General features: G+C 65.6%; 20 protein-coding genes. 5 read left to right on the forward strand and 15 right to left on the reverse strand.

Translation table 11 applies throughout. The annotated features are described in order from the left end of the window. Positions 1–28: 28 nt before the first annotated feature. Together ACIGKQ_RS00170 and uvrB are read right to left on the reverse strand one after the other, a co-directional pair. Entirely contained in the window at positions 29–472 is a 444-nt protein-coding gene (locus ACIGKQ_RS00170; protein WP_235723086.1) for a universal stress protein, read from the reverse strand. Positions 473–601: 129 nt separating this feature from the next. Further along, positions 602–2,758, reverse strand: a complete 2,157-nt coding sequence (gene uvrB, locus ACIGKQ_RS00175; RefSeq protein ID WP_396571889.1) for an excinuclease ABC subunit UvrB — start codon at positions 2,756–2,758, stop codon at positions 602–604. Between the two features lie 69 nt (positions 2,759–2,827). Here uvrB and ACIGKQ_RS00180 point away from each other — a divergent pair, with 69 nt between their 5' ends. Further along, positions 2,828–3,373, forward strand: coding sequence for a DUF402 domain-containing protein (locus ACIGKQ_RS00180; RefSeq protein WP_328714362.1), 546 nt, complete (start codon positions 2,828–2,830; stop codon positions 3,371–3,373). Positions 3,374–3,377: 4 nt separating this feature from the next. Here the strand turns inward: ACIGKQ_RS00180 and ACIGKQ_RS00185 are convergent, their stop codons facing one another. The 6 genes from ACIGKQ_RS00185 to aztD all read right to left on the reverse strand — a co-directional run bounded on the left by ACIGKQ_RS00185 (position 3,378) and on the right by aztD (position 8,566). Continuing rightward, a complete protein-coding gene (locus ACIGKQ_RS00185; RefSeq protein ID WP_266061099.1) occupies positions 3,378–3,851 on the reverse strand; it encodes a hypothetical protein in 474 nt (157 codons plus the stop codon). Positions 3,852–4,054: 203 nt separating this feature from the next. Beyond that, positions 4,055–4,534 (reverse strand): hypothetical protein, encoded by a 480-nt coding sequence (locus ACIGKQ_RS00190; protein ID WP_396571891.1) that lies wholly within the window; start codon positions 4,532–4,534, stop codon positions 4,055–4,057. A gap of 176 nt (positions 4,535–4,710) precedes the next feature. Continuing rightward, a complete protein-coding gene (locus tag ACIGKQ_RS00195; RefSeq protein WP_396571893.1) occupies positions 4,711–5,190 on the reverse strand; it encodes a hypothetical protein in 480 nt (159 codons plus the stop codon). 150 nt (positions 5,191–5,340) lie between these two features. Then, positions 5,341–5,754 (reverse strand): hypothetical protein, encoded by a 414-nt coding sequence (locus ACIGKQ_RS00200; RefSeq protein ID WP_266061095.1) that lies wholly within the window; start codon positions 5,752–5,754, stop codon positions 5,341–5,343. A 266-nt stretch (positions 5,755–6,020) separates the two neighbouring features. Next, a complete protein-coding gene (gene coaE / locus ACIGKQ_RS00205) occupies positions 6,021–7,208 on the reverse strand; it encodes a dephospho-CoA kinase (RefSeq protein ID WP_396571894.1) in 1,188 nt (395 codons plus the stop codon). A gap of 116 nt (positions 7,209–7,324) precedes the next feature. Beyond that, the gene (aztD, locus tag ACIGKQ_RS00210; protein ID WP_396571895.1) at positions 7,325–8,566 is read right to left on the reverse strand and encodes a zinc metallochaperone AztD; all 1,242 of its coding nucleotides are present in this window, start codon (positions 8,564–8,566) and stop codon (positions 7,325–7,327) included. Positions 8,567–8,659: 93 nt separating this feature from the next. On the opposite strand from aztD, the gene ACIGKQ_RS00215 reads away from it, so the two are divergent. Then, a complete protein-coding gene (locus ACIGKQ_RS00215) occupies positions 8,660–9,142 on the forward strand; it encodes an SRPBCC family protein (protein WP_396571896.1) in 483 nt (160 codons plus the stop codon). Between the two features lie 140 nt (positions 9,143–9,282). Here ACIGKQ_RS00215 and rpsA read toward each other — a convergent pair whose 3' ends face one another. Continuing rightward, positions 9,283–10,746, reverse strand: coding sequence for a 30S ribosomal protein S1 (gene rpsA / locus ACIGKQ_RS00220; RefSeq protein ID WP_235723093.1), 1,464 nt, complete (start codon positions 10,744–10,746; stop codon positions 9,283–9,285). Between the two features lie 384 nt (positions 10,747–11,130). On the opposite strand from rpsA, the gene ACIGKQ_RS00225 reads away from it, so the two are divergent. Continuing rightward, positions 11,131–11,688 carry a 2'-5' RNA ligase family protein gene (locus ACIGKQ_RS00225; RefSeq protein WP_396571897.1) on the forward strand — a complete coding sequence of 186 codons (558 nt, stop codon included), beginning with the start codon at positions 11,131–11,133 and terminating at the stop codon, positions 11,686–11,688. Between the two features lie 57 nt (positions 11,689–11,745). Further along, positions 11,746–12,900 carry a methyltransferase domain-containing protein gene (locus ACIGKQ_RS00230; RefSeq protein WP_396571899.1) on the forward strand — a complete coding sequence of 385 codons (1,155 nt, stop codon included), beginning with the start codon at positions 11,746–11,748 and terminating at the stop codon, positions 12,898–12,900. Here ACIGKQ_RS00230 and ACIGKQ_RS00235 read toward each other — a convergent pair. Beyond that, on the reverse strand, positions 12,887–15,841 hold the full coding sequence (locus ACIGKQ_RS00235; protein ID WP_396571900.1) for an ATP-binding protein: 2,955 nt from the start codon (positions 15,839–15,841) through the stop codon (positions 12,887–12,889). The two genes, ACIGKQ_RS00230 and ACIGKQ_RS00235, sit on opposite strands and share 14 nt — an antisense overlap. Positions 15,842–15,912: 71 nt before the next feature. On the opposite strand from ACIGKQ_RS00235, the gene ACIGKQ_RS00240 reads away from it, so the two are divergent. Beyond that, on the forward strand, positions 15,913–16,755 hold the full coding sequence (locus tag ACIGKQ_RS00240) for a class I SAM-dependent methyltransferase (protein WP_396571901.1): 843 nt from the start codon (positions 15,913–15,915) through the stop codon (positions 16,753–16,755). Between the two features lie 91 nt (positions 16,756–16,846). On the opposite strand, the gene ACIGKQ_RS00245 is transcribed toward ACIGKQ_RS00240, so the two are convergent. The 5 genes from ACIGKQ_RS00245 to ACIGKQ_RS00265 all read right to left on the reverse strand — a co-directional run bounded on the left by ACIGKQ_RS00245 (position 16,847) and on the right by ACIGKQ_RS00265 (position 23,049). After that, a complete protein-coding gene (locus tag ACIGKQ_RS00245) occupies positions 16,847–17,620 on the reverse strand; it encodes an amino acid ABC transporter ATP-binding protein (RefSeq protein ID WP_328714350.1) in 774 nt (257 codons plus the stop codon). Then, positions 17,607–18,569: an amino acid ABC transporter permease gene (locus ACIGKQ_RS00250; RefSeq protein WP_396571902.1), complete on the reverse strand. Its 963-nt coding sequence runs from the start codon at positions 18,567–18,569 to the stop codon at positions 17,607–17,609. The genes ACIGKQ_RS00245 and ACIGKQ_RS00250 overlap by 14 nt, the downstream gene beginning before the upstream one ends. Before the next feature lie 3 nt (positions 18,570–18,572). Further along, a complete protein-coding gene (locus ACIGKQ_RS00255) occupies positions 18,573–19,487 on the reverse strand; it encodes an ABC transporter substrate-binding protein (protein WP_396571903.1) in 915 nt (304 codons plus the stop codon). 164 nt (positions 19,488–19,651) lie between these two features. Then, positions 19,652–22,399 (reverse strand): DNA polymerase I, encoded by a 2,748-nt coding sequence (gene polA / locus ACIGKQ_RS00260; RefSeq protein WP_396571905.1) that lies wholly within the window; start codon positions 22,397–22,399, stop codon positions 19,652–19,654. An 80-nt stretch (positions 22,400–22,479) separates the two neighbouring features. Beyond that, positions 22,480–23,049: a GNAT family N-acetyltransferase gene (locus ACIGKQ_RS00265; RefSeq protein WP_235723100.1), complete on the reverse strand. Its 570-nt coding sequence runs from the start codon at positions 23,047–23,049 to the stop codon at positions 22,480–22,482. Positions 23,050–23,064 lie beyond the last annotated feature (15 nt).

The following is a 23,064-nucleotide window of genomic DNA, read 5'->3' on the forward strand; positions in this document are numbered from 1 at the left end:
GGTGAGCGGTTCGCGAAAAGTTGCGTTACTAGGTCGTGTGCACGATCAGTACGTCGCACGCCGACTTGCGCGCCACGTCTGCGGGCACCGATCCGAGCAGTCGTCCAGCGATGGAGTTCAATCCTCGGTTGCCCACCACCAGCAGGTCCGCCTTGGCATCGGTCACGAGTTGCAGCAGCGCGTCGACCGGAGCGCCCTTCACCGAACGCGGGTCTATGTTGCCTGCGCCGGCCTTGGAAGCCCGCTCCTTGGCGGTGCGCAGGATCTCCTCGGTCGGCGAGGAACCCATCACCTGATAGGCCTCGTCCTTCAGCACGTCGGCTGCCCCGCCCGCACCACGATCATTCGGGAAGTAGGCGCACGCGATGACCAACGTGGCCGACTCGCCGGCGATTGCCCCCGCACGGTCGACCGCCTTGAGCGATGACTCGGAGCCATCGGTGCCGACGACGATCGTCTGATATGCGCTCATCCATCCTCCACGTGTCAGTCCGCCTCGACCGGCGTCGAGGCAGGTGTCATCCCCACACTGTAGAACCCCTGATCCGGCAGATTAGTTTGCGGCGCCCGGTTTGTCCGCCGTTCGTGGGGATCGGCACAATTACTTGATGCCCGCGGCGTCCATGCCGCGCAGTTCTTTCTTCAGGTCGGCGATCTCGTCGCGGAGCCGTCCGGCCAACTCGAATTGCAGATCCCGGGCCGCAGACATCATCTGATCGGTCAGTTGCGACACCAGATCGGCCAGTTCGGCGCGCGGCATCGCCGATGTGTCACGCTTCTCGATGACGCCCGCGCTGCCCGCCTTGGACACCTCACCTTGGGCCCGGCGACCGCGACTGGCGTTGCGGCCGGAACCGCCGACCGTGACCGCTTCATCCTCGGCTTCGCGGTACACCTGGTCGAGAATGTCAGCGATCTTCTTGCGCAACGGCTTCGGATCGATGCCCATCTCCTTGTTGTAAGCGATCTGCTTCTCGCGGCGACGTTCGGTCTCGTCGATCGCGTTACGCATCGAATCGGTGATCGTGTCGGCATACATGTGCACTTGTCCGGACACGTTGCGCGCGGCGCGGCCGATCGTCTGGATCAGCGAGGTGGTGGACCGCAGGAAGCCCTCCTTGTCGGCGTCGAGGATCGCCACCAGCGACACCTCCGGCAGGTCGAGGCCCTCACGCAGCAGGTTGATGCCCACGAGCACGTCGTACTCGCCGGATCGCAGCTGCCGCAACAGTTCGACGCGACGGAGGGTGTCCACCTCGGAGTGCAGGTATCGCACGCGGATACCCAGTTCCAACAGGTAGTCGGTGAGGTCTTCGGCCATCTTCTTGGTGAGCGTGGTGACCAGCACACGCTCGTCGCGTTCGGTACGTTCTCGGATCTCGTGCACGAGATCGTCGATCTGCCCCTTGGTGGGTTTCACGACGACCTCCGGGTCGACGAGACCGGTGGGCCGGATCACCTGCTCGACGAACTCGCCGTTGGCCTGGCCGAGCTCGTAGGGGCCCGGCGTTGCCGAAAGGTACACCGTTTGTCCTATGCGATCGACGAACTCATCCCACGTCAGCGGCCGGTTGTCGATCGCCGACGGGAGCCGGAAACCGTAGTCGACGAGGTTGCGTTTACGCGACATGTCGCCCTCGTACATCCCGCCGATCTGCGGCACGGTCACGTGCGACTCGTCGATGACGAGCAGGAAATCCTCGGGAAAGTAGTCGATCAGGGTCGCCGGGGCACTACCCGGCCCACGTCCGTCGATGTGCCGCGAATAGTTCTCGATGCCCGAGCAGAAACCTACTTGCCGCATCATCTCCAGGTCGTAACTGGTGCGCATGCGCAGCCGCTGGGCTTCCAGGAGTTTGCCCTTGTTCTCGAGTTCGGTGAGGCGGGCCTCGAGTTCTTCTTCGATGCTCTTCATCGCCCGCTCCATGCGCTCCGGGCCGGCCACGTAGTGGGTGGCCGGGAAGATGCGCAGGTTGTCCACCTCGCGCACCACGTCGCCGGTGAGCGGGTGCAGATAGTACAGCGACTCCACCTCGTCGCCGAAGAACTCGATGCGTACGGCGAGCTCCTCGTAGGACGGGATGATCTCCACGGTGTCGCCGCGTACGCGGAAGCTCCCGCGGGTGAATGCGGTGTCGTTGCGGGTGTATTGAACATCCACCAGGAGCCGCAGCAGGGCGTCGCGATCGATCTCGTCGCCCACACTGACCTCGACGGACCGGTCGAGATAGGACTGTGGGGTACCGAGACCGTAGATGCACGACACCGAGGCGACCACCACCACGTCGCGCCGGGAGAGCAGACTCGACGTGGCCGAATGCCGTAACCGCTCGACATCGTCGTTGATTGACGAGTCCTTCTCGATGTAGGTGTCGGTCTGCGCGATGTACGCCTCGGGTTGGTAGTAGTCGTAGTACGACACGAAGTACTCGACGGCGTTGTTGGGCAGCATGTCCCGCAGTTCGTTTGCGAGCTGTGCGGCCAGGGTCTTATTGGGCGCCATCACCAGCGTCGGGCGTTGCACGCGTTCGATGAGCCATGCGGTGGTCGCCGACTTGCCGGTACCGGTGGCGCCGAGCAGGACGATGTCCTTCTCCCCGCCGGTGATGCGCTTCTCGAGGTCGTTGATCGCCGTGGGCTGATCACCGGCGGGTTCGTACTCGCTGACCACCTCGAAGTGGCCACCGGTCCGTTCGATCTCCCCGACCGGCCGGAACTCGGAGTGCGCCACGACCGGGCGTTCTGCTGCAAAAGCCATAGTGCCAGGGTAAACGCGGGCTATGACAGTTGTGTTCCGTCGCCTGACCTGCGGGTTAAGGTGTTGGCCATGCCCAGCGGACCGCCTACCCCCAAGCGCCACCCACCCAAGCGCGAGGTGTTCGACGTCCCCGCGATGACCAACACCGACAACAAGGGCTTCGTGCGGCCGGTGGAGCGCTACGTGGTGGCCGACCACGGGCTCTACATGTCTCGGACCGCGGATCACCCACGGTTCAACCGTTTGGAGACCTGGCTGCTGCCCGCGCTCGGGCTGCGGGCGAACATCTTCCACTATCGGGGTGGCTACCGCGACGGTCAGCGCTTGTATCTGGACGTGGGACGGTTCTCCGGACCCGACGAGCACGGCCTTTGGCATGCCGAGGACTGGTACCTCGATCTCGTCGACGTACCGGGCCGGCCGTTGGAGTTGCTCGACGTGGACGAGTTGTTCGACGCTCGCGTCGCCGGCCTACTCGGGGCCGACGAGTGTGAGCAGGCGGTCATGATCGCGGCGCGAGCCCTGGTGGGGTCGGCCGAACACGGCCACGACGTGCAGGCCTGGCTGGACGCCGCGGCAGGCGGGCCGGTCTTCTTTCCAGACCGGCCCGCCTGAGCGCTCAGTAGATGGGCAAGACGAAGCAGGCGCCGGCCCGGATGAAGTCCGGGAACTGCACGCCCGGTCCGACGGTGACCGTTCGCTTCTTGGTGACGCCGTCCAAGGTGGCCGTCAGCACGTGCCGACCGGGCTCGGTCGGGCGCCAGACCGGATGCTCCATCACGCTGGTCGGCTTCTTGTTGTAGAACGTCACGGTCTTGCCGTTCACCGTCGACGTGAGCTTCAGGTTGCCCTTCGCCGAGCGTGGACCGGCCACCGGTACGTCGAGGCGATACGTGCACCCCGCGCCGTAGACGTTGTAGTTCAGCGAACCGGTCGCCGACGATCCGTAACCGGCGGGTGTGTCGACCGCGACGCCTTGCAGCGTTGCCGCACCGGCCGGCGCCCCAACGGCCACCCCGCCCATCGCCGCCGCACTGAAAGCGATTGCGCCCCCGACGATCCGCAAACGATTTCGACTTCCCCGACCAGTCATGCTCAACTCCACTTCACTGCGATTGCACTGTCAGATCGCGCCTCCAGCGGGCGCGATGATGACGCTAGCAGGCACAAATATGAAATATGACACATTGGGTCACAATCGTAACCAGATGTCGCAATTAGTCCCAACGCCAAAGCGGGACGCCTCGGACCTGTGCAGTCCGAGACGCCCCGCACGGCGTCATGAGTGGTTCGGTGTCAGGAGGACGTGACGATGCACGATCCCGCGAGCGGCAGCTGGATGGTGATCTTCCCGAGTTCCGGAGCCGGAACCTCGAAGCCACTTCCGACCTGCAGTTCGCCGGTGGCCTTGCCCGTCTGGCCGTCCTGGGTGGCGGCGATCACGTAGCTACCCGGCGCGCCAGGAGTCCAGGAGTACGTCGCCTTACCGTCTTCGGCCTGCACCTCGTCGAGTTCGGTGGCGTCGTCGCCGTCCTTGGCGACCCAGAACGTCACCGGCACACCCTCGTTCTCTTCGTCGACGGTGACCTCGATGTCGTAGGAACACTGGTCGCCGTACACGCCGGCGGTCGAGCCGTAGCCCGACGGGGTGGTCACCTCGATGTCGGTGACCGCTGCGTTGGCCGGCGAGGCCATCATCAGGGTGGCGGCTCCCGCACCGATGAGCGCTGCGGCACCACCGGCGATCCGGGTGCGGCGGGTCGAATTCACAGCCATGCGCTGTTCTCCTTTGACTAGGCATGTTGATCGCGTTGTTCTTGCACGATCAATTCAGGTATTTCACAGGATGGGACGTGCCACCAAATGCGGCACCAACCGGGTGTGGTGTCACCAATGGACACAGCAGGGGCGTTGCGGAGCATGTCCGCAACGCCCCTGTCGTGCTCAGAAGATCAGCTGTTGTCAGGCAGCGTAGGCGTCGACAGCACGATGCAGCCGACGGGGAACGGCGAAATGATGTTCAGCGAACCCGTGTCCAGACCTGGATCGATGTTGATGCCGGGGGCGACGTTCAGGGTTGTGGATTGAGCGGGACCGCCTGCTTGCTCCGCCTTGATCACATAGGTTCCCGGCTCCTCTGGAGTGAAATCATAGGTCGCCGACAGGTTGCTGGGCGTGTCAGTCTTAACCGGCTCCGGGTCGTCATTGATGTACCACGAAACCGGTGAAGCGTTAGTAGAGACCGTTGCCTCGATCTCGTACGTGCAGGAAGCACCATAAACGCCCGATGCGGAGCCATAGCCCGCGGGGGTGTTGACACCGATCTTCGTGACGTCTGCGTTGGCCGGCGCGGCCATCATGAGGCCTGCGGCCCCGACGCCGGCGATTGCAGCGGCGGCGCTGAAGGCGCGGCGGGTCTTACTAACAGCCATGTGCTTCTCTCCCTCGGTAAATCCTGGGTTCACGATCGCATCCCGACGATTGCGATCAGTTCAGGTATTCCACAGATATCACGATTCGGCAACTTTCAAGAGGCAGAATCGCCGTTTCGTTCCTGAGTGTTCACGCAAGCTGCTAGCGCATCAGTAGAGGATGATGCATGAACTGCCGGTGTAGACACCGACTCCGACGTTGAGTGGGCCGATCGACTCGCCCTCATCGCCCGCACCCTGAGTCGCCTTGATCGTGTATTGCCCCGGATTGAATGGGAACCAGGGATACACCGCCTTGCCGCCGTCGGGCTTGATTGAACCGACCTGGTTGCCGTTGATCCTGAACACGACATTTTCAGTGCTGTCCTCGGGCACGGTGGCAATTACGCCGTACCCGCAGCTCGCTCCATACCGCTGATCGAGCGACCCGAGTAGCGCAGAGTTGTCGATCTCGAGCTTGCTGACGTCCGCACTCGCAGGCGCGGCCATCACCGCCCCCGCGGCCGCAACACTGGCAAACGCTACGGTCGCCGCCGCGGCGCGCCCCTTCGTGCGTGCACCCATGGCTGTTCTCCCTCGACTAGAGCAGTGATGTAGGTCGCACCCGTGGGTGCGGCTTCACGCTAGCAAAGGTTCACGTCATGCACGATGCCGAAATGGGTTTCTGCGCACACCCGTTGCCAGAGTTCACCCGATTGTGTGAATCGGTGCAGGTGCGAGCCCTTCGTGACGCTCGGCTGGCGCCTCGCTCCTCAGGGATCAGGAACAACGCGCGGTGGGTGCCCCGCACCTCAGGGAACAGGAACAACGCACGATGGGCACGCCGGGCGTCAAGACTTTGTGGCCTTCCAGGCGGTGACCCGCCGGTAGGCATCGTCGAACCACTGCTCTTTGGCCGCGACATAGCGACCGAGATCGCCCTCGGCCGCCTGCAGCGCCACCCGCTTGACCTCGGCGTACTCCGCTCGGGCCGCGGCGTCGTCACGGAGCCAATCGCGGAAATCCAGCGCAAACGCGCGGCCCGGCGAGTCCGCCGCACGCAGGTGTACATTCACCGGTCGCCCCGGGTCGGCCGATCCGTGCAGCCGTCTTCCCCAATCCCCCTCGTCCACCGACCCGGTCGCCGGATCGGGTTTCGGATTGTCGCCGTCGATACCGGGCACTCGGGGAAATCCGCCGTCGGCGAGCACTTCGGCCAGTTGATCCGCGACACCAAGGTCGGCGACAGTGATCTGCAGATCGATCGTGGGCTTGGCGGTCAGACCCGGAATCGCGGTCGATCCGATGTGATCAATGGCCGACGCCTTGTCGCCGACCACCGCCCACATTCGGTTCACCAGGCGGATGCCCTCGGCGGCCCAGCCGGGATCGGGATCGGCCAACTCCAACGGACCTGCTACCACCGTCCGCGACCGGACGTTCTGCTCGAAGGGAACCAGACGTTCCTCCCAGAGCGCTGCCGCCGCAGCGGCGAGATCCTCGGGACTACCAGAGTTGTCGAGCCACACATCGGCCACCGCTCGGCGCTGCTCATCGCTGGCCTGCGCCGCAATTCGCGCACGCGCGTCATCTTCTGGCATGCCGCGCGCCGTGGTCAGACGCTGCACACGTGTCTCAGCGTCGGCGTGCACGATCAGCACGAGATGGAAGAACGGAGCCATGTTGCCCTCTACGAGCAACGGGATGTCCTGCACCACGATGGCGTCGTCCGGCGCGGCCTCGAGTAACTCCTGGGTGCGCGCACCCACCAGCGGATGGGTGATCGAGTTCAGCTTCTGGCGCTGTTCGTCGTCCACGAAGGCCCGGGCGGCCAACGCGGGTCGATCCAGGCTGCCGTCATCGGCCAGGATCTCGTCGCCGAATGCCTCCACCAGGGCGGCCAGTCCCGGTGTCCCCGGTTCCACCACTTCACGCGCGATCTTGTCGGCGTCGATGTGGTAGCCACCGCGGTGGATGAATGTCGTGGCCACGGTTGATTTGCCGGCCCCGATTCCGCCGGACAGCCCCAGTCTGATCACCCGACCAGTCTGACAAATCCTCCGCGAACCGATCACCGCTCCCTCGTTTCGTTCGCGCTGCATCGTTCCGAGCAGGTGGAACGAAAGGAGGGGGCGACGATCAGCGCTGCTCGAGCTCAGGCGGTGACACCGGTGAGTTCGATGGTCGGCTGCGGCAGTTCGGCCTGCGCCGTCTGCTCTCCGGTGGCCAGATCGACCGCGGTCACGGTCCTCGCATTCGGGTCGGTGACGTAGGCGACGCCCTCCTGCACATGAACGTTCGGCATCGGCGACTGCCATTCATCGGGCTCGGTCCACGCGTCGATGACGTCGATCTTGCGCACCTGATCCCCGGTCATCGGGTCATAGACGTATAGTGCACCATCGGTGCCGAGGATCACGGCTTCACCATCGGGTCCGCGTTCGATCGACCGGAAGCTGTAGCTGGCCGGGAAGTCGACAATGCGAAGATCGCCGGTCCGAGTGTCGGTGAGAGTGAACCGGTTCGGCCGCTCGAGTTCGGCGTCCTCGTCGGTCTTGTAGTCACCCAGGACGATCGGCGATGTTGCCGAGCCGGCCTGGTTGCCGATGCGTCCGTAGCCGTCGGGGCTGGCCACCTTCTCGATCTCGTTGCCGCGCACGACGAGAATGCCGTCCTGGCAGCCGAAGGTGAGGACACCGTCGGCGGCGGCGGCCTCACCGTGGACCCCGGGGCACTCGTCGGTGCTCGCGATCTCGTTGCGCTCCTTGTCGAGGATCGCGATGCCGCTGCGCTCATCCTCGTTTCCTCGTGTCACCACCAGGCTGCCGTCCGCGCGGAAGACCGCCACGCCATGATGAGGCTCAGGCACCGTGTACTCGGTCGATTTCGCATTGCCGCGCCGCAGCTCCGCCGGTTCGACGATGTCGACCTCCCCCGTGCCGTCGCTGAACAGCGTGATGCGGGAATCGTGCGGCACCACATGGCCCGGTTCCTCGCCACCGAAGGTCATGTCGGTCAGCTCGGGTTCTGATGTGTAGTAGTGCCCGTGGTCGCCGTGCTGGACGGTCCAGGTCCCCATGTCCAGAACGCGGAAACCGCCCGATTCCGAGACGAATACGTTGCGTCCGTTATCGGCGCTGTTGAGTCGGATGAACCCCTCGGTGGGGATGTCGGCCACCTGCTCCAGGTTTTCCGCGTCCAGCACCAGGATGCCGCCGTCGTAGCTGAGCGCCAGACGCGGTGTGGCGCTCTGCTGTTCAACTCGTTCACCAGAAGCGTCGGCAGTGCTGCTCGGCGCAGCATCGTCGGTGCTATCGGTGCCACACGCGACCAGCGCGAACGATGCGGCAGCACACAGCGCCGCCACCCTTGTCAGATTTGTCTTCTTCACATGCACGGGAGACAGTCAACGTGTTAATGAAAATTATTGTCAACTGCTAATGGTTCGATTCCGCTGACCCAGGTCGACCAGCATTGGCAGGCTGGTCGAGTGGGTAGCGATGCTCCGCTCCGGTCACTGACTCAGCGGTCCGTGATACCGGCACCGATCGACGCGGTGTGGGATCGCGTCAGCCGAATGGAGGGCGTCAACGATGAGCTGATGCCCTACCTCAAGATGATGCTGCCGCGCCGGCATCGCGGGAAAACACTGGCCGACATCGAGGTCGGCACGAGCGTGGGCAAGGTGCGCATGCTGTTCGGCGGTTTGTTGCCGCTCGACTACGACGAACTGACCATCGTCGAACTCACACCCGGGCGCGGATTTCGCGAAGAGTCCTCGATGGCTTCCATGCGGGTGTGGCATCACGCCAGAACACTGACACCGCTCACTGCCGAGCGCACCGAGGTTGTCGACACCGTCGCGTTACGCCCACGTCTGCTGCTGAGGCCGGCCGCACCCCTGCTCGCCCGGTTCGTCGAGCATCTGTTCCGGCACCGACACCGGCGGTTGGCCGCGCACTTTGGCGGTTGAGTGCGTCGGGTACAGACGCGACCACAATCAGGGTCATCTCCGCTGCTGCCGACGACACCTGGGCTCAGGACGATCAGCACGAAGAACAGAACTCCCCGACTCGTGATGAGCCGGGGAGTTCTGTGTCAGTGAGATTCGAATCAGGCGTTGCCCGACAGCTTCTCGCGCAGTGCGGCGAGCTGCTCGTCGCTGGCCAGCGAGCCACCCGACGATGCCGGAGCGCTGCTGCCGGTGCTGCGGCTCTCCGATGCCGACGAGTAATCCGACGGGGCGTTGGCGGCCTCGGCGGCGGCAGCGGCGAACTTCTCCATCTGAGCGGTGTGCATCTTGTGGCGACGCTCGGCCTCGGCGTACCGGGCCTCCCATGCCTCACGCTGCTGCTCGAAGCCCTCGAGCCACTCGTTGGTCTCCGCGTCGAAGCCCTCGGGGAAGATGTAGTTGCCCTGCTCGTCGTAGCTGTCGGCCATGCCGTACTTCGACGGGTCGAACTCCTCGGTGTAGTCCTCGTTGGCCTGCTTGAGGCTCAGCGAGATCCGGCGACGCTCCAGGTCGATGTCGATGACCTTGACCATCGCGTCGTCGCCGACGGAGACGACCTGATCGGGCACCTCGACGTGGCGCTCGGCCAGCTCGGAGATGTGGACCAGACCCTCGATGCCCTCGTCGACGCGGACGAACGCACCGAACGGCACCAGCTTGGTGACCTTGCCCGGCACGATCTGACCGATCGCGTGGGTGCGGGCGAACTGACGCCACGGATCTTCCTGAGTGGCCTTGAGCGACAGCGACACACGCTCGCGGTCCAGGTCGACGTCGAGGACCTCGACGGTGACCTCATCGCCCACGGCGACGACCTCGGACGGGTGATCGATGTGCTTCCAGGACAGCTCGGAGACGTGGACCAGACCGTCGACGCCGCCGAGATCGACGAACGCACCGAAGTTGACGATCGAGGACACGACGCCCTTGCGGACCTGTCCCTTCTGCAGCTGGTGCAGGAACTCGCTGCGGACCTCGGACTGGGTCTGCTCGAGCCATGCACGACGCGACAGGACCACGTTGTTGCGGTTCTTGTCGAGCTCGATGATCTTGGCCTCGATCTCCTTGCCGATGTACGGCTGCAGATCGCGGACGCGACGCATCTCCACCAGCGACGCCGGGAGGAAGCCGCGCAGACCGATGTCCAGGATCAGGCCGCCCTTGACGACCTCGATGACGGTGCCCTTGACGGCCTCGTCCTTCTCCTTGAGCTCCTCGATCGTGCCCCAGGCGCGCTCGTACTGCGCACGCTTCTTGGACAGGATCAGGCGGCCTTCTTTGTCCTCTTTGGTGAGAACCAGGGCCTCGACCTCGTCACCGACGTTGACGACCTCGTTGGGGTCGACGTCGTGCTTGATCGACAGTTCGCGCGACGGGATCACGCCTTCGGTCTTGTAACCGATGTCGAGCAGAACCTCGTCCCGATCGACCTTGACGATGGTGCCTTCGACGATGTCGCCATCGTTGAAGTACTTGATCGTGGAGTCGATGGCGGCGAGGAAGTCCTCAGCCGAGCCGATGTCATTGACGGCTACTTGCGGCGAGGTGATCGTGGGGGACGACATATTTGTGAGTTGCTCCGGACAGGTGTGTTGTAGGTACAGTTCAGTTGCCGCCGTCGGTGAACGGATGCTGAACTCCGGGCACGACGGCCGCACGCGCCGAGGGCGCATGCGCGTAGAAGGTTACGCCAGTCCGCTTGCCCTGGGCAAATACGCTCTCCCCGGCCGGTCCGGTGACGCCCGACGACCCGGTGCCGCGGGGTCTTCTCGCACGGCGAAGGTCACCGTCCTCGAGGTGGGCGGTCCCTCATTTCGGCTGGTCAGCAGCTATCGGGCGCGGCTGAGAACACTCACCGGCCACGACGAACCGCTCACCGGCACTGCCTGCTCCCTCACCTCGATACCCACTCGATACCCGGGTGCTCGCCATTCTGGTTGACTGGCGCCGTGGCGCATTCCATCGAGCTCCTGCCCGATGAGTCGATCGACGCCCGTGTCCGCGCCGAATGGCAGGCGCTGGCCGACGCCGGGCTGCCCAGCGCCGCCCGTATCCGCGCCTCGACCAATCGCCCACACGTCACATTGATCGCGGCCGGGCACATCGACGGCGGTGTCGATGACGCACTCGGGGCCTGTGCGAAAGACCTGCCTCTGCCGTGCCGGATCGGCACTCCGGTGCTGTTCGGCCACGGGACCCGCCGCACGTTGGCTCGAGTCGTGGTGCCGAGCGCCGCTCTGTTGGCGGTGCACCGCCGGGTGTGCGACATAGCCACACCTTTCCTCGGTGACAACGGCGCCTTCGCTCATGCCGCCCCGGGCAACTGGACCCCGCACATCACACTCGCCCGGCGCGTCGACACCACGCAGCTCGCCGCGGTCCTCGACGTCCTCGACGCCGTCGGCTCGCTCGAGGATTCCGGCTCGTTCACCACGGTGCGTCGTTGGGATCCCGACAACCGTCGCGACCACATCGTCGCAGGCGGACCGGCCGCGACGACACCGTGAGAGAACCTCACCACCGCGTGAGAGCGAACTGAGAGCGAGGAGACGCATCGTTGCCCCATGAGCACAACAACACCTTCGACAACGACACCCTCCACATCAACGACCACGACTTCCCCCTCCCCCGGACCGACGCACTCCGACGACCGGCCGGTCACGGCCGACGCCTTCGCCGAGCGCATCTTCACCTCAGCACTGGCGACCGCCGAGACGATGAGTATTTATCTCGGCGAACGCCTCGGGTGGTACGACTGCCTCGTCCAGCACGGCCCGGTGTCGGCTGACGAGTTGGCCGACCGCACCGGCACTCATCGGCGCTACGCCAGAGAATGGCTGGAGATGCAGTCGGCCTTCGGGATACTCGACGCCGATCTGGATGCCGACCCGATCCGCTTCGGCATCCAACCGGGGGTGGCCGAAGCCCTCACCGACACCGCCAGCCTCGCCTATTTGGGCACGCTGCCGCGGATGTTCGCCGCATCGTTCGGCCAGCTTCCGGCCCTGCTCGACGCCTACCGCACCGGCGGCGGTGTCAGCTGGGCAGAACTGGGCGCCGACGCCCGCGAATGCCAGGCGGCACTCAACCGCCCGTGGTTCGACCGTCAACTCGCGCCTGCGCTCGCCGGCGTCGACGGCCTGCACGCGCGGCTCTCCCGTTCCGGCGCCCGCATCGCCGACGTCGGATTCGGCGCCGGTCACTCGACCATCGCGCTGGCCAAGGCCTATCCGGAGGCGACATTCGTGGGCCTCGATGTCGACGAGGCGTCGGTGCAGATGGCGCGTCACGCAGCAGCGGAAGCCGGCGTCGACGATCGGGTGGAGTTCGTGCTGGCCGACGCCTCCGACGCAGGGCAGCGCGGACCGTTCGACGTGGTGTTCGCCTTCGAGTGCGTCCACGACATGCCACGCCCGGTGGAGGTGTTGGCCGCGGCGCGGGCGGCGCTGGCGCCCGACGGTGTCATGGTGATCATGGACGAGGCGGTCTCCGATGAGTTCGCCGGCCCCGCCGACGATCTGGACAAGATCATGTACGCCTTCTCGCTGTTCGTCTGTCTGCCCGACGGAATGAGTTCGACACCCTCGGCAGGCACCGGAACGGTGATGCGCGCGTCGACACTGCGCGCCTACGCCCAGCAGGCCGGGTTCGCCGCGGTGGAGGTACTGCCGATCGAGGAGTTCAGCTTCTTCCGGTTCTACCAACTCACGCCGGGCTGAGCGCTGCCAGCGCCGCGGCCACCACATCGACCCGCGGTCGATCGGCGCCGCGCATCATCGCCTCGTCGAGCGTCGGGTCCCCGAGACGCTCCCGCAACCGACGATGCGCGGCGTCGAGCCGTTGCGCGTCGCTGCCGTAGGCCCCCGCCCCGGTGATCTCATCGGCCCGGCGCATCGCACCCAGCAACTCGGCCGCCGCCTCAGGCCGATCGAGTTGTAGCAGTACATCGACAACGGTGCGCAGCGACACCCACTGGTGTGTCCAGTTGCCGGCGTCGCGCCAGTGGTTGAGCACATCGGTGAACAGACGAGCGGCCACCTCCGGTGTCCCGCAACGGGCTTCGATGGATGCCCGGGACACCAGTGCCACACCCATCAGATAGCGGTCACCCGTGTGCGCAGCAGAAGCGATCGCATCGTCGAGCAGCTCGCCGGCTCGACTCGGATCGTCGTCGAGAATGCACTCACCGGCACCGTAGCGCGCCCATCCTTCGACGACGGTCTCCCCTGCCGCGGTGCATAAATCGGCGATCCGCAGCGAAGCCCGATGCGCGGCGGGCCCGTCGCCGGCGTAGGCGTTCATCAGCAGCACGCAGAGGTCGGCCATGCGGCCCGCGCCGGCCATCCCCGCGACCGTTCCCGCTGCCCGGAAATCGCGGGCCAATCGCGACGTCGCCGTCACATCCCCTTGGAACAGGCCGACCTCCACGAGCATCATCCGCAGGTAGACCTCCACGGCGGGTGCGGGGCTGCACGCCAGCCCACACCGAACATACTCCTTGGCGGTCAACAGATTCCCGTCGAAGCGGGCCCCGGCGGCGGCCACCGCCCACGCCGCGGGCAACTTCGGAGGATCTTCCACCGACACATCGGCGGCTGCGCGAAGCCGGCGTGACCAGGCGGTGGCCTCGGTGCTCATGGTCAGCTCCAGGAATGGGATCACCCCCGCCATCATCCGGTCGCCGAGCGTCGGATCGACCTCGCAGGCATGGTCGACCGCCTGTCTCACATCGTCGAGGCGCGCCGCGACCAGACCGGCTGCCGCGACGTGGCCGGAGCCGAAGAGATCCCGGACGAGTGGAGCGATCCGATCGGCCACCAGGTGCGCATGCGCCGCTCGCGCCGATGTGCGGCGACCGTTCTCGTCGAGTCGTCGAAGTCCGAAGGCGCGCAGGGTCTCGAGCATTCGGTAGCCGGAGTCGTCGGCCGAGAGCATCGAATTGTCGACGAGCTCACTGACGATATCGGCCACCTCGTCACGCGGTACCACCCCACTGTGCCCCGCAAGCGCTTCCGCGTCGTCGAGGTCGAAGTGCGCCGGAAACACCGCCAGGACATCGAACATAGCGCGACCCGCATCACTCAACAGCGCATACGACCAGTCGACCAGCGCATGCAGACTCCGGTGCCGGGGGTCGGTGTCCCGGGGACTGTGCAGAATCCGGAATCGCCACTGAAGGCGGTCCACCAGCGCCGCCGGAGCAATGGCGCGGGCTCTGGTCGCGGCGAGTTCCACGCCGAGCGGCAGCCCGTCGAGTCGTCGGCAGATCTCGGCCACTGCTGCGGCGTTCTCCTCGGTGAGCACGAACCGATCGTTGCGGGCGTGCGCACGAGTACAGAAGAGCTGCACCGACGGGCTCTCGGCGATGGCGGCCGACGACGCGTTCGCCGCCGGCACCGTCAGCGGCTCCAGCACGCTGACCTGCTCGGCGGTCAACCCCAACGGAACACGCGACGTCGCCACCACCGATAGGTCGGCACATCGACTGATCACCGATTCGACCAGCTCGGCGGCCGCGTCGACCACGTGCTCGCAGTTGTCGAGGACAAGCAAACCGACTCGGCCCGAGAGTGTTTCGACGAGCGCCTCGAGATCGCCGAGATCCCGCCGCGGAGCGGCCCCGGTTGCCGACACGACGCTGTGTACCACGTCGGCCGGCGACGCCACGCCCGACAGCTCTGCGATCCAGGTGGCCTCTTGGTGATGAGCATGTTCGCGCACCAGCGCGGTCTTGCCCACTCCGCCGGGCCCCACTACCGTGACCACCGTTCCCGGGCGGATTCGAGCCGCGAGATCGGCCAGCTCGACATCACGGCCGATGACTCTCACGGACGCCTCCAGTGTGGGTCTGCGGCGTGTCGGCGGCGCGCTGCCCGTGGGCGTTGCAGGGGCGGTGGGTGTCGGCGCACGTTCGCCGGCGAGGATACGTTGGTGCAGGTCACCGAGCCGAATGGTGGGTTCGGTGCCGAGGTCGGTCGCCAGCCGTGCCCGCAGTCGTCGGAACACCGCGAGCGCCTCGGCGGGGCGGTCGGCTTGCCAGAGGGCGAGCATCCGCGCCTGGTGCACACTTTCCCGGTACGGGTGTGCCGCGGCGGCGGGCTCAAGTCGACTCGCGGCATCTGCCGGTCGTCCCGAACGCAGCAGCGCGTCGGCGGTCGCCTCGACGATCCGTACCCGGGTTTCCTGCAGCGCCTCGACATCGCCACGCACCCATGGCTCGTCGGCGAACTCGCCGAATGGTCTTCCACGCCAGAGACTCTCCGCAGAATCGAACAGCGCCACCGCAGCGCCCGGGTCGGCCTCGGTCACCGCACACCCGGCATGGAAGCGGTCGGCGAACGCGAGGAGGTCCAGTTCGTCGCGGTCGACCCGAAGCGAGTAGCCGGGAGCGGCGGTGACGATCGCCAGTTTGTCGGTCACGCCGTGCTCGCGCAGTTGCGCACGCAAGCGGAACACCAGGTTGTGCAGCGCAGCCTCCGGATTGGTCGGCGGACTCTGCCCCCAGAGGATCTCCGCGAGCCAGTCGGCGTCGGCAGCGACATTGGCACGGGCGCCGAGCGCGGCCAACAGGCACCGCAGCCGTGGACTACCGAATTGAGCAGCGCGCGCTTCCGTCGGTCCCGACACATCGATCGGGCCCAGGAGCAGGAGGCTGACCACGCGCGATTTTATCACCGTGTGCGCTGGCGGCGGCTCCGATCCAGCCGATACCAGTCGCTAGACTCACCGGCATGAGTGAGGAGCGCACCGACGATGCCGGCTCGACGCATCGACCTCCGCGCATTCTCGGGCGCGTCGACTCACCGACGAGTGACCGCGCCAACCGATGGTGGTGGGACCACGACGCCGACAACTATCACGCCGAACACGGCGCCTTCCTGGGAACCCATGCCGCCGGCGGGGACTTCGTGTGGTGCCCGGAAGGCCTGCGAGAAACTGACATCGGCCTGCTCGGTGACATCGCAGACCGCGACATCCTGGAGGTCGGCTGCGGCTCGGCACCGTGTGCCCGGTGGCTGGCCGGACAGGGCGCTCGTGCGGTCGGCGTCGATCTGTCGCGTCGCATGCTCGGCATCGGACTCGCCGCGATGGAGCAAGACCGCAGCCGGGTCCCGCTGGTGCAGGCGACCGCCGAGGCACTTCCCTTCGCGGACAGTTCGTTCGACGTGGCGTGCTCGGCCTTCGGCGCGGTACCGTTTGTTGCCGACTCGGCGCATGTGATGGCCGAGGTGGCCCGGATCCTGCGCCCCGAAGGACGCTGGGTCTTCGCGGTCAATCATCCGATGCGCTGGATGTTCCTCGACGATCCTGGACCCGACGGCCTCATCGTGCAGATCCCCTACTTCGACCGCACGCCTTACACCGAGGTCGACGACGCCGGCGCCATCACCTACGTGGAACACCACCGGACCATCGGCGACCGCGTCCGGGAGATCCGCGCGGCCGGGTTGGTGCTCGACGACATCGTGGAACCGGAGTGGCCGGAGGGTTTCGAGGAGGTGTGGGGGCAGTGGAGTCCTTTTCGCGGACAATACTTCCCGGGCACCGCGATCTTCTGTTGCCGAAAGGTGTGAGGTCGGGGTCCCTTCGTGACACTCGGCTGGCGCCTCGTTCCTCAGGGAACAATTGGTGACACGTCACAGGACGCGCTCGGAAGCAGTTGCCTCACAACAACTTTGACAGGAAGCCCTGAGTACGTTCGTGTTGCGGGTTGGCCAGCACCTCACGCGGATTACCCTGCTCCACCACCACACCGCCGTCCATGAACACCAGTTGGTCGGCGACCTCACGGGCGAAGCCCATCTCGTGGGTGACGACCACCATCGTCATCCCGCTGGCCGCGAGTTCACGCATCACGCCGAGCACCTCCCCGACGAGCTCCGGATCCAGCGCGGACGTCGGCTCGTCGAACAGCATCAGCTTGGGTTCCATCGCCAGCGCACGGGCGATGGCGACACGTTGCTGCTGTCCGCCCGACAGTTGGGCGGGGTAGGTGTCGGCCTTGTCGGCCAAGCCCACCCGAGCCAACAACGTGCGGGCACTCTCGGTGGCCTCCCGTTTGCTCTTCCGTTTGACCTGTGTCGGCGCCTCGATCACATTCTCCAACGCGGTGCGGTGCGGGAACAGGTTGAAGTGCTGGAACACCATGCCGATGTCGCGGCGCTGTTTGGCTGCGTCCTTCGGGCTCATCTCGTGGAGCTTGTCACCACGTTCGCGGTAGCCGATTAGATCACCATCCACGTAAAGCCGTCCCGCATTGACCACTTCGAGATGGTTGACGCAGCGCAGGAACGTCGACTTCCCGGAACCAGACGGCCCGATGAGGCACAGCACCTCGCCACGGCCCACCTCGAGAGTGATGCCCTTGAGCACCCGCAGGGAGCCGAAGTTCTTGCAGACCCGGTCGGCGTAGACCATGGGGCGTTCAGCGACGCTCATCGCTCTCCCCTTCCGCGATCGTTGTGCTCGGTTTGGCAGCCATGGCCTTGAGCTGTCGGGCGGTCATCTGCCGGCTGGCACCCTTCGAGTAGTACCGCTCGAGGTAGTACTGGCCGACCATCAGGATGCTGGTGATCGCCAGGTACCAGGTGGACGCCACCAGCAGCAGCGGAATCGGCTCGAAATTCACCCCGGAGATGTCCCGCGCGCGCCCGTACAGATCCCCGGTGAAGGGCACCGCAGCCACGAGGCTCGTCGTCTTGAGCATGCTGATCACCTCGTTGCCGGTCGGCGGGATGATCACGCGCATGGCCTGCGGTAACACCGTGCGCCGCATGGCAAGCGACCATGACATACCCAACGCGACCGAGGCCTCCATCTGCCCTTCGCCGACCGACGAGACACCGGCACGCACGATCTCGGCCATGTAGGCCGCCTCGTTGAGCGCGAGGCCGATCATCGCGAAGATGAACGCCGAATACAGTGCCTGGATATCGAAGTGCGCGAACTGAACGACGAACGGGATGCCGAGGTCGATCTGCTTGTAGATCGCCGGCAACAGCCCCCAGAACACCAGCTGGACGTACACAGGTGTGCCGCGGAAAACCCACAGATAGACCCATGCGGTCGACCGCAACACCGGATTCGACGACAGTCGCATCACGGCCAGCAGCACGCCCAGCACGATAGCGATGATCATCGACAGCACGGTGAGCACAAGTGTGTACCACATGCCCGTGAGGATGCGGGTGTCGAAGAGATAGTTGGCGTAGGTATTCCACGCGTACGCGCTGTTGGTGGCCGCGCCGTAGACGAACAGCACCACCAGAACGAGCACGATGGCGGCGGCGAACCACTGGCCCGGATGACGCAGTGGCACCGCCTTGATGGGTTCGGGCTCTGCGGAGACGCGGTCAGCCCCGCTCGGGCCAGTCGCTGGTGCCGTCACCGGTCAGCTGACCGCGCCGTTGATGACCGACGTGGGGATTGTGCCCGCTCCGAGACCCCAGTGCTCGGCGATCGCCTGATACTGGCCGTTGTCGATCAGATACTGGACAGCCTGTTGCAACGCCTGCGCCAGCTGCGACCCCTTCTGCACCGGGTAGCCGTACGGCGCCGAGTCGAACACACCGCCGGCCGGCTCCAGTTGACCGTTGGACCGTTCAATGGCGTACGAGGTGACCGGCGAGTCCGCCGACATCGCGTCGACACGACCCAGCATCAATGCGTTGGTCGCCTCGTCCTGACTGTCGTAGCGCACCTTCTCGATGGCGGGCTGACCGGCGTCGGTGCAGGCCTGGCTCTTCGCCGGGATCTCGTCCGTGTCCTCATAAGTGGTGGACTGCACCGCGACCCGCTTGCCGCACGCATTGTTGGGATCGATACCCGCGCCGACCTGCTGGGCCCACTGCACTCCCGCGCTGTAGTAGGTGACGAAGTCGACCTGCGCTTCGCGCTCCTTGGTGTCGGTGAACGACGACATACCCACGTTGTAGGTACCGGCCTGGACCGACGGAATGATGGTGTCGAACTGAGCTTCTCGGTACTGCGGTGTCAGGCCGAGCACACTGCCGACCGCGTTCATCAAATCGACGTCGAAGCCGATGATGTCGCCATTGGCATCCTTGAACTCGTTCGGCGCGTACGGCACATTGACGCCGACGATCAGCTGTCCGGACTCACGGATCGGGGCGGGCACCAGGTCGGCGATCTCGGCCACCGGTTCCACCTCGACGCTGGTCGGCGAGATGTCGGCACCCAGGCCCTCACTCTCCTCGTTGTTCGAACAACCCGCCAGTGCGAGGACCAGGATCGACAACAGTGCGATGAGCACACCGACCGGTCGCGACGATCGCAGAAAACGCATCAGATACCCCATCTGTTCACTTCCCCACCATGCAAGCGCATGAACGGGCGCGCACTCGAGACGCCGGCGGCAGCCATCGACGCACTGTTCGAACACTAGTGGCTGGCAAGCCGTTCCACCTGACGGTTACGAGAGATTTACGCCGCGGCGACCAGACGCATCGGTCAGTGCGCTGCGTCGTCCCATGACCGGCCGAAGCCCACCGACACCTCCAGCGGCACCGACAGGGTGATCGCGCTACCCATCTCGTCGCGGACGACGGCCTCCACCGCTTCGCGTTCCCCGGCCGCGACCTCGATGACGAGTTCGTCATGTACCTGTAGCAGCATGCGCGACTGCAGCCCCTCCCGCCGGAGCCTGCCGTACACATTGATCATCGCAACCTTGATGATGTCGGCCGCGGTGCCCTGGATCGGCGCGTTGAGAGCCATTCGTTCCGCGGACTGGCGACGCTGCCAGTTGTCGCTGTTGAGGTCGGGTAGGTAGCGGCGCCGACCGAACAGGGTCGCGGTGTATTCGTTTCGGCGTGCCTCATCCACGACGTTGTGCAGGTAGTCACGCACTCCGCCGAACCGCGCGAAGTAGGCCTCCATCTGTTCCTTGGCCTCGTCGCGACTGATCTTGAGTTGGGCGGCCAGCCCGAAGGCGCTCAACCCGTAGGCGAGCCCGTATGACATGGCCTTCACGCGATGACGCATCTCGGTGGTGACCGCGTCGATGGGCACGCCGAACGCCCGCGAGCCGACGAAATTGTGCAGATCCTCGCCGGTGTTGAACGCCTCGATCAACCCGGCGTCCTCGGACAGGTGCGCCATGATGCGCATCTCGATCTGGCTGTAGTCGGCGGTCATCAGACATTCGTGGTCCGATGCCACCACGAAACCCTCGCGGATCTGTCGGCCGGCCCGGGTGCGCACCGGGATGTTCTGCAGGTTGGGTTCGGTCGACGAGAGCCGGCCGGTGGCCGCGATCGTCTGATTGAACGTGGTGTGCACCCGCCCGTCGTCGGCCACCGATTTGAGCAATCCATCAACGGTGACCTTGAGCCGGGTGGCGTCACGGTGCTCGAGCAGGTGCGCCAGGAACGGATGCTCGGTTTTCTCGTAAAGGCTCTGCAGCGCATCGGCATCGGTGGTGTAGCCGGTTTTGGTCTTCTTGGTCTTCGGCATGTCCAGTTTGTCGAAGAGCACGGTCTGCAACTGCTTGGGTGAACCCAGGTTGATCTGTTCGCCGATCACCTCGTAGGCGGAGTCTGCCGCGGTGCGGATGCGTTGGGCGAAGTCGGCTTCCAGTTCGCGGAAGTGCTCGACGTCGACAGCGATGCCGGCGGCCTCGAGTTCGGCCAGGACGAAGGCCAGCGGCAGCTCCATCTCGGTCAACAGGGCCAGCGAGTCGATGCGCTCGAGCTCGGTGTCGAGGGTGTCGGCCAGCTCAGCCACCGCCCGGGCCTCCAGCATCTGCTGCTCGGCGTGCTTGGCGTCACCGCCGTCGTCGTCCAGCAACGACATCTGACCGTCGTCGGGCGCGGCGTCGTCGCGTAGTTCACGCCGCAGATATCGCAACGTGAGGTCGTCGAGGTTGAACGTCCGTTGCCCGGGTCGCACCAGGTAGGCCGCCAGCGAGGTGTCACTGGTGACCCCTCCGAGGGTCCAGCCGCGCGCTCGGACCGCGTGCACGCCCCATTTCGATTCATGCATGGCCTTCGGTCGCTCGGTGTCGGCCAGCCACCCCGCCAAGGCCTGCTCGTCGTCGGCGTCGACGGACGTGACGTCGATGTAGGCCGAGACGCCGTCGGCAGCGGCGATCGCGATCCCGGTCACATCGGCGCCGACGACCTGATGGGGTGAGGTGACCGCGATGCCGCTGCGGCCCGTCGTCGTGTGGTCGGCCAGCCAGGCGCGGACCTCGCCCGGTTGCAGTACCGCGCCATCGAGGTCGAAGCCGGCTTCGGCTTCCGGTTCCACCGACGTCAACGTCGAGAACAACCGATCACGCAGGACACGGAACTCGAGATCGTCGAAGAGCACGTGGATGCGGTCGCGGTCCCAGCCCACCATCGCGAGGTCGTCCGGCCCGGACGGAAGCTGCATGTCCCGGACGAGCTCGGTGAGCTGCCGGTTGGTCTGGACCGACGCCAGATGCGTGCGTAAGGCATCGCCCACCTTGCCCCGGACCTCGTCGACATGATCGACCAGGCCGGCGAGCGACCCGTACTCCCGAATCCACTTGGATGCGGTCTTCTCCCCCACTCCGGGAATCCCGGGCAGGTTGTCGCTCGGGTCGCCGCGCAGAGCGGCGTAGTCGGGATACTGCGCGGGCGTCAATCCGTACTTCTTCTCGACCTCGGCCGGGGTGAAACGGGTGAGGTCGGAGACACCTTTGCGGGGATAGAGGACGGTGATCGAGTCGTTGACCAGCTGCAATGAATCGCGGTCGCCGGTGACGACCACCACCCGGTAACCCGCGGCGTCTGCCTGTGTCGCCAGGGTGGCAATGATGTCGTCGGCCTCATAGCCCTCGATGGCCATCACCGGGATGCCCAGCGCGTCGAGCACCTCTTTGGTCAGATCGACCTGACCGTTGAACTCGTCCGGTGACTTCGAGCGCTGCGCCTTGTACTCCGGGAACATCTCCGACCGGAAGGTCTTGCGGGAGACGTCGAAGGCCGCCGCGATGTGGGTGGGCTCCTCATCACGCAACAGATTGATAAGCATGGAGGTGAAGCCGTACACCGCATTCGTGGTCTGGCCGGTCGCGGTCTTGAAGTTCTCGGCCGGCAGCGCGAAGAACGCCCGGTAGGCCAGCGAATGCCCGTCGAGCAGCATCAGCAGCGGGCGTCCGTCCGAACCCGACTTGCCGGCGGCGCTGGCGGACTTCTTCGCGGGCACGGTGGAACTCTTGGCAGGACTCACGGTGCTGAGTCTAGTGACCCGGCCTGACAGGTCGGCGGGGCCCGCAGGCGTGCGGGGCCACCTGAACACTCCCGTACAGCTCAGCCCCGGCGAAACATCGGCCAGACCGTCGGCCCATCCATCGGCAGCGTGATCTCGCCGGTCACCGCGAAGCCGTACCGCTCGTATAGCGGCACGTTGGCCTCATTGGAACTCTCCAGGTAGGCCGGTCCGTCGACGCGGTCGATGCCGGTGCTCAACAATGCGCTACCCACGCCCGCTCCCTTGATGGTGGCACCCACCTGCCCCAGGTACCAATGCGGCTCGCGGGGCCTCACCTTCGCGAATTCACGTTCCAGGGCTGCGCCGCGAGCCACCCGACCACGCAGAACACGAACGAACCCCACCATCGAGCCCACCTGTTGAACCGTCGACAGCTTGTGCCCCGGTCGATCCCAGACCGCGGTGCCCACGGGAACGCCGTCGCGAACGGCCAGGTCGATCGACGCGGCCTCGCCATGTGCCCACCGCAGTAACGTGTGGAAGATCTGTTTGTCCCGCGCCGGGTCGGGATTCATCCAGCGCACCACCGGGTCGTCGGCGAAGGCCTGCGCGAGCAACGCACTCACGAGGCCGAGGTCCCGGGAGCTCGTCACGGCAATCGACGTCATGCCCCCACGGTAGAG

The organism is Gordonia sp. NPDC062954 (assembly GCF_044543825.1).
In the GTDB taxonomy this organism is placed as follows: domain Bacteria; phylum Actinomycetota; class Actinomycetes; order Mycobacteriales; family Mycobacteriaceae; genus Gordonia; species Gordonia tangerina.